This is a genomic window from Anabaena sp. FACHB-595 (genome assembly GCF_048568275.1).
Classification (GTDB): Bacteria; Cyanobacteriota; Cyanobacteriia; order Cyanobacteriales; family Nostocaceae; genus Trichormus.
On record NZ_CP183473.1, the window covers coordinates 3,938,154 to 3,951,981 of the forward strand.

Sequence of the window (13,828 nt, forward strand, 5' to 3'; positions counted from 1 at the left end):
TATTTTCACCCTGAGTTTTGTTTGATAATTAGAAAAATAAATCACTGCAAATATATGTTCAAATTTCCAGATATAGATATGACAGTTCAATTACAAGACAAAGAAATAGAACGGCGTTTGAGCTTATATCAAATATTTATTTCTTTATATGAACGCCATAGCAATCTTCTAAATGAAATTTTACAATTAGATAATATAGCTCAATCATCATTGGCTAGTCCAAAGTTTTATTATGTACAAGGAGTAGTCAATAAATCAACCATCTGTATCGTCACAAATCTATGTGAGAATCAAACGCAGACTTTACAACAATCACAACATATTTGGACAATAGGGCGCGATCGCCACAACGGCATTTGCACTTATGATAAATTATTATCTCGTCACCATGCAGCAATTAAGTATGTAGAAAATCAAGGTTTTTTATTAATAGATTTTCAAAGTACAAATGGTTCTTTTGTGAATGGGGAACCGGTTTATCAACCGATTATCCTTAAAGATGGCGATCGCGTTCGCTTAGGGAGCTTAACTTTTGATTTTTTCTTAAATAATAACTGCCGGATGCTACCAGCATTAGCAGGAGATTTACTAAAACAAATAATGCTACAAAAACAGAATGATTCCCATGAAAACTCAGATAATACCTTACAAATTCCTATAGATTCTAAATATATAGAAAATTTAAAATATGGAGAATATGATTTAAGCTCTGAGCAAAAATCCGATATTTTAGATCAATTTTTTCAGAGACAAGCGTAATTAAATCTTGAAATAAAGCTAGAACAGTTTAGCTTGGTTTAAAGACTAGTAAAGAAAAGCAATTTTTATTTATCTGAGATGTTGCCAATCGCTAACATCTTAGATAAGTAAATTTATATCGTTCAAATCATATTTTCTATTTCTCAATTATTAATAAATTGCCTCTTGATGACGTTGAATCGTTTTTGTATATTACTAGGTAAATATTTTTTTAAGAAAATTCTTAACTGATTGTGTCGGATACATTTTTCTAATGCTGGAACCCAACTATCTGATATACCGACATATTTTGCAGCTTTAAGAGTATCGTTAAGAGCGTCTAACTGAGCGCCTTGTACCTTCATTCGTAAAATCTGATCTTCTGTAACATCTTTCTCAAAACAAGCAGGTAAATCCATACCTAAAATCCGAAAGTGCAGAATATTCCGGATACATTTTTCACAACGACAACAGTTGCGATCTTTTTGATCTCCTTCCCAACAAACTCTCAAGTTTTGTAATACTTCTTGGCTATTTGCAATGGCTCGGATCTTCTCTAAACGGGTAAAGGCTGCACCATCATGAATAATCCGAAAACTATTGCTTGATAGCAAATGATCTGTGACTGGATTAGAAGGATAAAGACGGGAAGGCTCATTATAAGAAGAAGAACTAGGAATTAAACCTGCTGTATATCCACGTTGTAGCAAGCTAAGACAAGACGCAAGTGCAGTTACATAAGTATTTTCCCAATTTAATTTAGTAAATAGACGTAAATTAGTTGTCATTGTTATTAATTCTGCACCCACACTAGATAGGATATTTTTTGATTTATAAACTGCATTATTAAAAACCTCTTTTTCTTCCAAAGGGATATCAAATCCGTGTATCATCAACCCTGCTTGTAAGTTGCGTTGTATTTTAACTAAATTAGGGGTGCGATGTTGAAATACAGTAAAGCAGCTATCTAAACCTCCAGAAAAAGTGCTAACAATTTTGTCTAAATCTGTGTTTTTATCTGGTTCTTTTACAACTTCTGCATGAATATCAACTAATTTGTAAACATTTGGTCTCCAAGAATGCCAAGCAGCTTGAAATTCTGCCAAATTTTGTAAAAGAGATGGAGAAACTTCACCATGAATGATTAAATTTTTATCCTGTTTCATGGCGATTAGTATGGTTGCCAGAACAAAGGGATCACAACTTTGAGTAATTATTTTTTCATGTTCTACAGGTATCTGAAACCAAAGAGTATCATTTTTTTTTTCGAGTTTTCAACGGTAACATTTATTGTTAATGTACCTTCATTCTCAACTATTGGCTCTTGCCATACATGAATTTCACTCATTAGAACACACCCTGATCTTATAAAAATGTTGATAAAAGAGTTAACTGTGAATAAATATCAAATTTCCACTTTTTCTTGTTGGATTCCTCCTCGTTCACTTGATTCCAATACTTGCTGAATGGAGTTTTTTATCTGAGAAGTATCTTTAACAAATTTACAAAATGGAATCTGCTTTGTCCAAGCCTGGTAAAAAGATTCATTTTTGTAGTAACTGTTTGGAAAGAAAATATGAGGTATTTTTAAAAGTGTAGAGAGAATATGTCCATGTAATCGGTTAGTTATTACTAGCTTATGTTGTTGGAGTTGGTAAATGCCACTGTGCATTAAACTCCATGAATACTGGTGCATTTTTGGATTGTATAATTCTTGGAAAATATTAGTATATGGATGCAAGTATTGCCATTTTTGTCTAGAAAGCCAATCAGATGGATTTGCCAAGCCTTTTTGCCATCCTTCTCTAAATAAAGCAGATCCATAACGCATAAGTAGGTTGTTAGGATGTCCTACTTTCCATTGATATGAAGCCCAATCATCAATTTGTAAATTGGGAATTTCCCACATATTTTCTGTAAATTCTTGATTTAGTTCTTTATCTTGCCTACAAAGATATAGAATCGACGATTTGGGAGTAACAATATCATGAATACTAGGTAAATCAGTCATTTGAAAAGCCATATCTGGGGCCTTAAAAATATGACATTTATCAAAAGCTTCACTTGCCAACTTGTAACTACGTTCATCACGAGTAAATAAAGTTAAATTGGGATGACCATTAAATATATCTGCTGCTTTTTTTAAATTCGCAGAATCACGGAAATATATACTTTGGGGTAAGATGACAATTGGGCGATCGCGATACGTAGAAATAATGTATTCCCGAAAATTCTGATAATCAGGCCATAAATCTCCTAAATTTCCGCCTCCCGTAAGAACTATAGGGGAGTTCTTAGCTTTCTCTTTTAAAGTGGTAGGAGAAAAATCACCCACACTAGAAGCATATTTTATTTTTACACCTTTAACTTTAGTTAGATAGAATACACCACCAAGCCATATTAAGTGATCTCCTATGTTGGGATATGCTGGATAGTCTAGGAATGCACATGATTCAAAACTCTCCATTTGTCCTAAGGATTTGTGCAAATATTCCTTCAGTTGATGATTTGTATAAATTGTCATATGTTCGCAGTATAAACAACTTCGTAAAAGTACTATCAGTACTTACTTAGATATCATACTCATATTTCATTTATAAACAAAGTAATTTCTTAATTTATTTATCTAAAGTTTATAGTTGTAAGTGATAATACGGTAATCATGAAAAATTTAAATTTGCATTGCAGCAAGAAAATTTTACTATTAACTTAAGCTTTATACTTTATTTAGTTATGACTCTATCTCATTCAGGAAATTCATAAGAATTTATAAATTAAAAGATTACTCCAGACGGAGTAATCTTTTAGTGTAATAATATTTTTACTGCATTAGTGTGATGGATTTTGCCATGTCACACCATCAATATTATTATTCTTCCTCTTCTACATCTTCATCTTCATCGTCTTCGTTGTTTTTAGCTACCGAGTTTGCAGAAACAACAGCTCCCTTATCTAATTTTTCACGCACCTGTTGTTTGATTTGTTCACTAAATTCTGGTTTTTCTTCCAGGTATTTGATAGCGTTATCTCGACCTTGAGAAATATTATCACCGTTGTAACTGTACCAAGCTCCTTTACGGATGAGAATACCAGTTTCTTCCGCTAAATCTACTAAACAACCTAGAGTCGAAACACCTTTACCAAAAATAATGTCAAACTCTGCGATTCTAAAAGGCGGTGCAACTTTATTTTTCGCAACTTTGACTTTAACTCGGTTACCAAATTCATCAGTACCTTTTTTCAAGGTTTGAATCCGACGAATATCTAAGCGTACTGAAGCATAGAACTTTAATGCGTTACCGCCAGTTGTCGTTTCCGGGCTACCGTAGGTAACACCAATTTTTTGCCGCAACTGGTTAATGAAAATTACTGTACAACCAGATTTACCAATATTGCCAGTAATTTTACGTAGAGCTTGGCTCATTAATCTCGCTTGTAAACCGACGTGGGCATCACCCATATCGCCTTCGATTTCTGCACGGGGAACCAAAGCTGCTACAGAGTCAATAACTACAATATCAACGGCGGCGGAGCGTACAAGTTGATCAACAATTTCCAATGCGGATTCACCTGTGTCTGGTTGGGAAACCAGCAAGTTTTGAATATCTACACCTAAAGCTGAGGCGTAGGTGGGGTCAAGGGCGTGTTCAGCATCGACGAAGGCAGCTATTCCACCTTCTTTTTGCACTTCTGCGATCGCGTGGAGTGCTACTGTTGTTTTACCGGAACTTTCCGGGCCATAAATCTCAATCACCCGCCCCTTGGGTAAACCGCCTCCCAATGCTAAATCCAAGGTGAGCGCGCCAGTAGAGATTGTTTCTACCCGCATCCGGGTAGCATCGCCCAGGCGCATGATTGCTCCTTTACCGAAGCTGCGCTCAATCTGGTTGAGTACCATTGTCAGCGCTTTTTGCTTGCCAGAAGTATCGGTATTGATAGCCATTCCTGCCTCTAAAATATATGGATTTAAGTAGTTTGGGGTTTGGAGTTTGAGTAGAACAGATATACTATTTTAGCCGGAAAATTCTAGTATAGGGCTTCTCAAATTAAAAAGTAACTTTGACAAGATCGTAACTCAATATTCCCCAGGTGCGATCAGAAATATCTTCATGTACTTGCCAAAATTTTTACTGGTGCTACTGAACAGTCTGCTACTCCATCCTGATTAGGAAACACCAAAAAATAAATTATCCGAAATTGATGGTTTAGTAGGGTGCATCAGTGCGATGTAACCTAGCTATACTCATAAATTATTCATACTGAGGCACCCTTGTATATTAAAAGAAGTAGTAGACCCACAACTAAAGTTGTGATTAATACTTTTTTCTTGTGCGCTCTGACTGTCTTTGTAAGTTAAACTCCCTTCATGAATATCAAGCGTCGGCAATTTCTGAAAACTTGCGGATTAGCTACTGTAGCTACTCAGATTCCTATACTGACTGCTCAAGGTGAGCAATGGTCTTCTTTACATTCGCGGAGCGTATCGAAGACAGACGCTACGCGTAGCTCGCTTCTCCGGAGGAGTAAGAGCGACGTTCAGTTATCGCCAAGTAGCACTATCAAGCCACCACGTTTACAAGTAGGCGATACGGTGGGGTTAATTGCGCCGGCTGGTACTTTTGAACCTCGATATATAGAAGTAGTCCAGCAACATCTGACTAATTTGGGATTAAAAGCTAAGGTAGGAAGACATATTTTAGACCGTTATGGTTATTTAGCAGGCAAAGATGCTGACCGCGCCCAAGATGTAAATGATATGTTTGCAGATGATTCGGTTCAGGCAATTCTGGCTATGCGGGGAGGTTGGGGTTGCAATCGGATTTTACCCCTGCTCAATTACCCTTTAATTCGTTCCCATGCCAAAATCCTCATGGGTTATAGCGATATCACTTCTTTATTATTAGCGATTAATGCCCGTAGTCGTATTTTCACTTTTCACGGGCCTGTGGCTACATCCACCTGGACACCCTTTATGCTGGAGTACCTGAAGCGTATTTTGTTTAATGCAGAAGCAGTAACATTACAAAATACTGATTCTCCTGAGGGAAAAGTACAAACAATCACACCAGGAAAAACTCAAGGTCAACTTGTAGGAGGTAATTTGTCAGTTTTATCGGCGATGGTTGGTTCTCCCTATCTACCTAGTTGGCAAAATAGAATTTTATTCTTGGAAGATATCAACGAGGATGTTTATCGCGTAGATAGGATGTTGACACAGTTAAAAAATGCTGGGATATTATATCGAATTTCTGGTTTTATCTTTGGGCAATGTACTGACTGTAATCAAACTAATGAAAAATCTCAGACATTAATAGAAGTATTACAAGACCACATTACTCCTTTAAAAATACCTGCTTGGTATGGTGCAATGATTGGTCATATTCAAGATAAATTCATCTTACCAATTGGCGCAAATGTGGAAATCGACGCTGATGCTGGAACAATAAAATTATTAGAGGCGGCAGTCAATTGAAAAATGCTAATTTGTAATTAATTCGTACTACTTATGGTACGAATTAAACAGTATTTTCTACAATTTCCACAAATATATAGGTGTTCAAACGCAAGCTATATAAAATCAATTAATGACTGTCGATAAGTATTTGGTAGACCCGTATCAAAACATTTACCTTTCACCACATATCCTGTCATCCCTTCTGCTTGACACAATTTATCTAAACAATTTGTTAACTGAAATTCACCGCGATCGCGTAAATTTTGGTTTATACTATCTGCTAGGAAATCAAATATTTTTGGCGTGAGGACATACAAGCCAAAAACACATAAAAACTCATCTTCTGCCATACCTTCTACCCGCAAATGCTCACGCGCATAATCAAGATTGGGTTTTTCTGCAAGTTGCGTTAGTTCCAAAATGGAATTAAACTCTTGCCATACTCCTGCAATACATCCAGCTTTGTTAATTATCGCTGCTGGCATTGTAGTTAAGCCAACAACACTTTGATGAACTTGTGCATAAATCTCTACAACTTGTTGAGCGCAAGATTTTTTTATGTCGGATTTATAAACATGATCACCTAACATTAATAAAAACGGTTCATTTCCTACCCAATCTTTGGCACAAAAAACAGCATGGCCATATCCTTCTTGTTCTGATTGTGTCAATAAAACAACTTTCTGTCCCAAATCTTGCAAGTATTGACTATATTCTTGATTTTGTGGCGAAAGTTTTTGTAAAAGTTCTGGTGCAGGTGGATTTTTAAATAAATCAGCAAAAATTCCTATATCATCAGGCTGTACAACAATACCAACTTCTGTGATTCCTGCACTAATAGCTTCTTCCACAATAGCTAAAATTACAGGCTTTGCTCTACCATCTTGATCAATAATTGGGAATAGTTCTTTTTTCACAACTTTAGTAGCTGGAAATAATCTAGTACCAAAACCAGCAGCCGGAATCACGGCTTTTCTTACTTTATTAATTTGCATAAATTAATATTTTTAATTTTCTACGGAAACATAACTAAACTCTGGGGGTGAAGCAGCTAAAACCTCTGATATACCCTGAAGTAATTTTTCTGCTTCTACGGGTTTAACTAAGTGCAGTTGAAAGCCAGCAGCTAGTGCCTGTTTTTGGTTGATTTCTCCAGCATAAGCAGTTAGGGCGATCGCTGGAATTTTACCACCTTTTGCTGAAGGCATGGCTCGAATTAACTGCATCAACATATAACCATCTATTCCTGGCATTCCGATATCACTTAAGAGCAAATCGACTTTAGTTCTGGCTATTACCTCTAAAGCTTCACCTGCTGATGTCACTGCTGTTACTTCGGCTCCAGATTGTTCTAACATTAATGTCAGGAATTCGCCTGTATCAACATCATCATCTACTACCAAAATATACAGTCCACCTAAACTCCAAGTATTATCTGGCTGTCCCACTTGTGGAACTTTCTGCGGCGCGTTAAGCATTAATGGTAAATTGACTGTAAATATTGCACCCATTCCTTCCCCTGCACTTTCTGCTTTCACTGTGCCACCATGCAGTTCTGTGAGATGCTTAACAATAGCCAACCCTAATCCTAAACCGCCAAATTGTCTAGTTATTGTGCCATCTGCTTGACGAAAATACTCAAAGACATAAGGTAGAAATTCTGAACTTATTCCCTTACCATTATCTTGAATTTGAATTTGGGCAGAATTATTAACTCTTTCTAAGACTACCTGTATTTGTCCTGCGGGAGGAGTGAATTTAATGGCATTAGCAAGCAAGTTCCAGATAATTTGTTGCAAACGAGCCGCATCACCTGCAACCATGCCAACATTTACACCTAGTGCAGTTTTAATATGAATACTTTTCGCCTCTATTGCTAGACGTACAGTCTCTAAAGCCTCTTCAATCGTATGAACTAAATTTACAGATTGAATATTTAAGCTTAATTTCCCTTGCTGAATGCGAGAGACATCTAATAAATCTTCAATAAGTTGAATTTGTAATTTAGCATTCCGCTCAATTGTTTCTATCCCCCGTCGGCGCGTAGCTTCTTCCAGATTCCGCTTTTTCAGTAGAGTTGCCCAACCTAAAATCGGGTTAAGCGGAGTACGCAATTCGTGAGAAAGAACTGCCAGAAAATCATCCTTTAAACGATTAGCTCTTTCAGCTTCGCCTCTAGCGATTTGCTCACGCATCAGCAGATATTCCCGTTCTTGTTCTGCTTGTTTACGTTCAGTAATATTCCGAAAAAATATCCCTAAGCCATCTTCGGACGGATAGGCATGGACTTCAAGCCACATATCCCATAGTTCGTACAATATCTCAAAATGGACTGGAATATTTTCAGCTAGCGATCGCCTATATTCTCGCTCAAAGTCTGTACCTTTGGTTCTCGTCCACTGTTCCCAGTAGTTCTTGCCAATCAAGTCTTCTGGTTCTAAATCTTGAATTTTTGCCGCTTGGTGATTGCAATATGTAATATCCCAATCTCGATTCACTGCTATAAAAGCATCCGTCATACTTGACAAAATATTGCTCAACCGACTGCGGAGTGCTTGTTCACGCTGAAGTAATTCATCTTTTTCTCGATGGGATTCTTCTAAACAATCATTGATTGCCACCAGCGACTCGTTGAGTTGGATAAGTTTTTCTGATAATTCTGCGCGGGTTTGGTATTCCCCACGACGCACTTTTTCTACTGCTAACTCTACTTGAATACTCGACCTTTCAGTAATAGCAATGCCCACAAATAAACTTACAGCACACTGTACCAATAGGCTCAATTTGTGGACGTGTAAAACTTCCGCTTGTACTGGAAAAGTGGCTAAATACATTGCTTTAGGGTAAGCAACTAAGTAAGCAAATAGCGTTACTAATACACAGAAACTTGAGGTTAACATCCCACTAGTTACGCCAAAGCGGGTTGCAGCCCATAAAACTGGAACAAAGCCTAAAAAAGACAACTGTTGCAACTTAAATCCGTTTTGATTAGTTTCAGCCACGGTTAAGGTTGCTATAGCTAAACAAAGTAGTAATATGGCGCTGAATTCTAATAAGAGGCACCGAGAAGGATGGAAATTCTGAGAAACAAATCCAGAATTTAGTGATTCGGTAGGGTGTAACCAGCCTTGAGATTGAAAATAGGGTGTAAAAACTAACAAGGCAGTAGGCGCAATCGCCATAACTCCAATTGCATTACCTAACCACCAATGGGGTATGTTGGAACTCAAACTAGCGAGAGGCATTTTGCCTATAGCGACAAGACATACACTTCCAATTATCGCCAAAGTAGCGCAGGCGACGAGGGGGGCGCTAACAGTAAAAAGAGTGGCATCTTTAAGGGTATTAATGGTTCGAGAACCTTTCCAGAGACGGCGGTACAGTAACCAAGCGCTCAGAGGCTCGATGATATCGACAAGAGCTATTAATCGCTCCCAACCATGTAAACCCCAAAAAGGAGACATAAGAAAAGAAGCCAATCCAGTCAGGATAATACCACAAGGGCCGAACCAAAAAGTTAAAGCGATCGCCACACCTGATGGAGGAAACCACAAAGACACTCCCGGCTGAATGCGGTAAATCAGCGCCATCCCATGAGCAATAACCAGAGCGAATAAGCCCAACAGTGAAATCATCAGCCATCTACGCATGATGGCAATTTTCATTGAGTCTGTCATGGGTTACATCATCGAAGGGTGCTTTGTGCTTCAGCTCATGCAGTCAACACTTTACCAGTAAGCATTATGAACTGCTACACCAGTACAAATGAAAACACTTTTTCTCATCATTTTCCATTCAAACTGGAGAGTAATACAATATGCAGCCATATCAGACTAGCGTAGGAGATCAGTTCTAGTTGGTCAAAGACAATCGCATACTGTCAAACCACTAATATTCTCATCCAATTTTTGCATTTTGCAACTGCTTGATAGTTAAGATAATTATCATTTGCAATTTTATACATTACGCTTAGTATAGTTTAGTCCATAGAGAATTTCTAAAGACCGTACCTTATGGTCGAAAAATTTGCCTCTGCCAGGAAACTCTAGCAACTCTCAGCTAGTCTTCTTCTCAACAGAAGTAAAAAATCTTTATTCTTTATTGAGTTATATGATTACCAAGATTCCCAATAGTAATTATCAAAAAAACAAATGCAGTTTTGATATTAGAGGAGAGAAACACAATTATTTTCTGCCAGTTAATTTATTTATAGGTTTCTGTGCTGCCTTGCCTATTACCTTGGCATTACCGGTAGAAGCTTTGCAAGTACAGATAAATCCTAAAAATCCCCGCCTGGGGGATACAGTTTCTGTAGTGATCAATTTAGATAATCCAGACAACACCAATAACCCAACCGTGTCTGTTGGAGAGAAAACGTACCCAGTTTTTGCAGTATCCCCCAATAAGTATCGGGCATTCATACCCACAACCCCCTTAGAAAAGCCAGGCACTAGAAAAATTAGAGTATCTGGTAATGGCCAAGTTCAAGAGTTATCAGTGCCAGTAGTTACTCGTAGGTTTCCTGTACAACGCATTACTTTGCCACCGGGTAAATCTGCTGATGGTGCTACTCAACACGAACTTAATCGTGCAGCTGCTTTCAAAGCGTTACAAACACCACAAAAGTACTGGAATGGTAAATTCCTCAGACCAAATAACGGTCGTATCAGCACTATTTATGGTGTACGTCGCTACTATAATGGTAAATTTGCCAATGACTATTACCATCGTGGTCTAGACTACGCTGGTGCAGCAGGTTCGCGTGTAGTCGCCCCAGCTGCTGGAAAAGTAGCTTTAGTCGGTACTGTAGCCCAAGGATTTCGGGTTCATGGTAATACAGTAGGCATTGACCACGGTCAAGGAGTTGTCAGTATTTTCCTGCACCTGAATCGAATTAATGTCAAAGAAGGCGATTTGGTGAAAGCTGGACAATTAATTGGCACAGTTGGTTCTACAGGGGCTTCTACCGGGCCGCACCTACACTGGGGTTTGTATGTTAACGGTCTATCTATTGACCCAACCTCATGGAAAAACAAAACTTTTGAATAATAGAGGCGTAATTAATCGTTTCTGTTGTTGACTTTGTATATTTTTTGTCGATAATGAGTTAGACAAAATAAGTTTGAATCGGTTCCGTCCTTACCTTGCTTGGGTGGCTTAAATTTAAGATGAGCGTTATGAGTATCGAGAAAATTGTAGAACAAGCTCTCCAGGATGGTTATCTTACGCCAGCAATGGAAGCAGAAGTTGGACGCATCTGTGATAACGCCTCAGAACTCTCAATAGAAGAGTATATGGCGTTGGATAGGTTGATGGGAGCGTTATTGACTGGTGAGGTAGTGGCGGTTCCTCGCAAGCAGTTCATTAACGTGATGGAAGAGTTGGTATTAACCGAAGCGATCGCCAGAGTAGCAGAAATTGAAGCTACTAGCGAGAGTTCCATCGATGTCGGGGATATTGCCGCTTATGCCCTCAACCGCTTACCCCCCTTATACGCCACCACTGAAGAAGGTGCTAGCTACCAGCGCATACGCGCCAAAGCAGAACTTCAGGAATTAATTGCCCAGCAGGTAAGTGAGGCAATCAACCTTAATCTTGATCAGCCAAACGACAACAGAACACCTGTGTCAACAAAAACCACTGGCAATGAAGTCTTACGTCAAGTTAGCAGTTTATTACAGGTCTACGCCCCTAGTTTTGAGCAGAAGTCTTCATAATTAGTCAGTTGTCAGTTGTTAGTCGTTACTTTTTCGGTTTTACCACTGACCAATGACTACTTACAACTGACTAATCCTGCACTATCACAGGTGTACCTAATTCTACTTGGTCATAAAGCAAACGGACATCAGAATTACGCATCCTCAGACAGCCGTGAGAAATCGCTGTTCCCAGAAGATGAGTGTCTGGTGTACCGTGAAAGCCGATTTTATTACGTCCATCAGACCAAAAACCAATCCATCTTTCCCCTAAAGGACTATCAACACCGGCAGGGAATATTTTGCCTGTGATGGGGTGTCGCCAGATGGGATCGTGTTCCATGTGTGACACATTGAAAGTACCCGTAGGTGTTTCCCAACCCCTCTTACCGATAGCAATTGGGTAACTAGCTATAACTATATCTCCAGCATAAACGTAAGTGCGGCGATCGCTTAAATCAACCACCACTTCCTTCTTGGTATTTCCTAGCTTATTAGATGTTTTTTTTATGTGCCGCAGGTTGAGATAATCGTAACTGACTTTGATCTGATAAATCAGCGTTTTTTCTTGATTCTGGTGTTAGTAACTGTGTTTTTTTAGGTGAGTTAGTCGCTAAAGCTACATTTTGGCTAACAGTATCCGACTTATTATGAGATTTAATAGCCGAAGACTGCGGTTGAGATAGTTTATCTGGAGTAGTGGCACCAAAGGGTGCAGGTGCGCCAAAAGCGGTTTCGCCTAAACCCCCCGTATAAACCTCTCCAGGGCGGCTTGCTGTGGTGGGGACTGGCTTTTTAAACTGACCCTGCGCTGTAGTAATGCGCCAATGCACAGCTAACGATAATATGGCTGTGCCAAAGCAGAGAAACATTACCATACGCCCTACAGATTCATTTCTTACCATTGCCATCGCCTATTGTTTATCCCTGACATATTCAGCCGACCAATTGAACATTTTTATTCTCTAATTATCAAGAATTTATAAATTCTTATCTGTTCCCTCATAACTATGCCTATACACTTGGGCAGACTAAGGGTATATGGGCATTACTGATAGACAAATTCTGGAGCAGAAATTTGTTTTGCTGAAGTGTCGAGGAGAAAAATTTTAACATCGAACTTACTGGCGGCACTTTCCCAGTGCCGCAATCATTCTTTAGTGGTGTGGGTGGGAGAAAGACCATGTTAGAAAAACTATGGCTAGCAGTCACGATTACATTTGCCCTCAATTTATTTTTTCAGGTTCACGTCCATGATCAAACCAATTCTGGTGCCATTTATCAACAAAATATAGATACATCAACAACAATTTTGGTCAAAATACCGGAAAAATGACACTTCCCAGTTACTACAGACCCAGAAATTTCTGATCCTAAATTTTCCTGGTATCCGACTTAAAAGCATTAGCGAAGCAGTTTTTGAATTTGAGTTGAGAATTACTTTCTGGGTCTAGATGATGTACATCACTCTGCCTTATTATTTTTCAGGTTGGTATTATTACTAATAATAGAGTCTAATAGAGCTAGTTTCTGTCAGCCAAATAACTAAGTTTTCTATTTCATCAGGATCAACATATCTCGTAATTCAAGCAGGAAATTTGGACATATTATGTAGACTCTAGAAGACAGACTCGGACAATTTATTATGTTATGAATTCATATTTATATTGGGGTTGAAAGTGCTGGAATTATGACTTAGTTTTTACTACATTAAGATGCTTTAGAAATAGTAAAATCAATCTGGTAAAATTTACACGAAAATTATATAAAAATTACTTTCCTCCCTTTTTATTTTTCTTATACATAGATAATTTTCTATGAAAACCAGTTGCAGAGTCACTTAATTAGTAAATAACAATCTGCGTATTGATAAAATAGCTTTCAACCATATATTTATGATTTTGTCAACCATAGTTAGTCACTTGGCATTAGCTCCACA

The 13,828-nt window shown here is 38.2% G+C and carries 10 protein-coding genes and 1 pseudogene; 5 read left to right on the forward strand and 6 right to left on the reverse strand.

Features of this window, described 5'->3' with window-relative positions; genetic code table 11:
* Positions 1 to 78: 78 nt before the first annotated feature.
* Entirely contained in the window at positions 79 to 759 is a 681-nt protein-coding gene (locus tag ACN222_RS16360; RefSeq protein WP_044523126.1) for an FHA domain-containing protein, read from the forward strand.
* A 143-nt stretch (positions 760 to 902) separates the two neighbouring features.
* Here the strand turns inward: ACN222_RS16360 and ACN222_RS16365 are convergent, their stop codons facing one another.
* From ACN222_RS16365 to recA, 3 genes are all read right to left on the reverse strand, one after another.
* The gene (locus tag ACN222_RS16365; RefSeq protein WP_010997421.1) at positions 903 to 1,904 is read right to left on the reverse strand and encodes a hypothetical protein; all 1,002 of its coding nucleotides are present in this window, start codon (positions 1,902 to 1,904) and stop codon (positions 903 to 905) included.
* A 239-nt stretch (positions 1,905 to 2,143) separates the two neighbouring features.
* On the reverse strand, positions 2,144 to 3,262 hold the full coding sequence (locus ACN222_RS16370) for a polysaccharide pyruvyl transferase family protein (RefSeq protein WP_010997422.1): 1,119 nt from the start codon (positions 3,260 to 3,262) through the stop codon (positions 2,144 to 2,146).
* Between the two features lie 345 nt (positions 3,263 to 3,607).
* Entirely contained in the window at positions 3,608 to 4,681 is a 1,074-nt protein-coding gene (recA, locus tag ACN222_RS16375) for a recombinase RecA (RefSeq protein ID WP_010997423.1), read from the reverse strand.
* Positions 4,682 to 5,104: 423 nt separating this feature from the next.
* Between recA and ACN222_RS16380 the strand changes: the two genes are divergently transcribed.
* Positions 5,105 to 6,211, forward strand: a complete 1,107-nt coding sequence (locus tag ACN222_RS16380; RefSeq protein ID WP_010997424.1) for a S66 peptidase family protein — start codon at positions 5,105 to 5,107, stop codon at positions 6,209 to 6,211.
* A gap of 95 nt (positions 6,212 to 6,306) precedes the next feature.
* On the opposite strand, the gene ACN222_RS16385 is transcribed toward ACN222_RS16380, so the two are convergent.
* Both ACN222_RS16385 and ACN222_RS16390 read right to left on the reverse strand, forming a co-directional pair.
* Positions 6,307 to 7,188: a UTP--glucose-1-phosphate uridylyltransferase gene (locus ACN222_RS16385; protein ID WP_010997425.1), complete on the reverse strand. Its 882-nt coding sequence runs from the start codon at positions 7,186 to 7,188 to the stop codon at positions 6,307 to 6,309.
* A 12-nt stretch (positions 7,189 to 7,200) separates the two neighbouring features.
* Positions 7,201 to 9,870 (reverse strand): MASE1 domain-containing protein, encoded by a 2,670-nt coding sequence (locus tag ACN222_RS16390; RefSeq protein WP_010997426.1) that lies wholly within the window; start codon positions 9,868 to 9,870, stop codon positions 7,201 to 7,203.
* 433 nt (positions 9,871 to 10,303) lie between these two features.
* Between ACN222_RS16390 and ACN222_RS16395 the strand changes: the two genes are divergently transcribed.
* The gene (locus ACN222_RS16395; protein ID WP_010997427.1) at positions 10,304 to 11,242 is read left to right on the forward strand and encodes a M23 family metallopeptidase; all 939 of its coding nucleotides are present in this window, start codon (positions 10,304 to 10,306) and stop codon (positions 11,240 to 11,242) included.
* A 128-nt stretch (positions 11,243 to 11,370) separates the two neighbouring features.
* Positions 11,371 to 11,910, forward strand: coding sequence for a late competence development ComFB family protein (locus ACN222_RS16400; protein ID WP_010997428.1), 540 nt, complete (start codon positions 11,371 to 11,373; stop codon positions 11,908 to 11,910).
* Positions 11,911 to 11,980: 70 nt separating this feature from the next.
* Here ACN222_RS16400 and ACN222_RS16405 read toward each other — a convergent pair.
* Positions 11,981 to 12,800, reverse strand: a pseudogene (locus ACN222_RS16405) (L,D-transpeptidase).
* A gap of 230 nt (positions 12,801 to 13,030) precedes the next feature.
* On the opposite strand from ACN222_RS16405, the gene ACN222_RS16410 reads away from it, so the two are divergent.
* Complete coding sequence (locus ACN222_RS16410) at positions 13,031 to 13,225, forward strand: hypothetical protein (RefSeq protein ID WP_010997430.1); 195 nt, start codon at positions 13,031 to 13,033, stop codon at positions 13,223 to 13,225.
* Positions 13,226 to 13,828 lie beyond the last annotated feature (603 nt).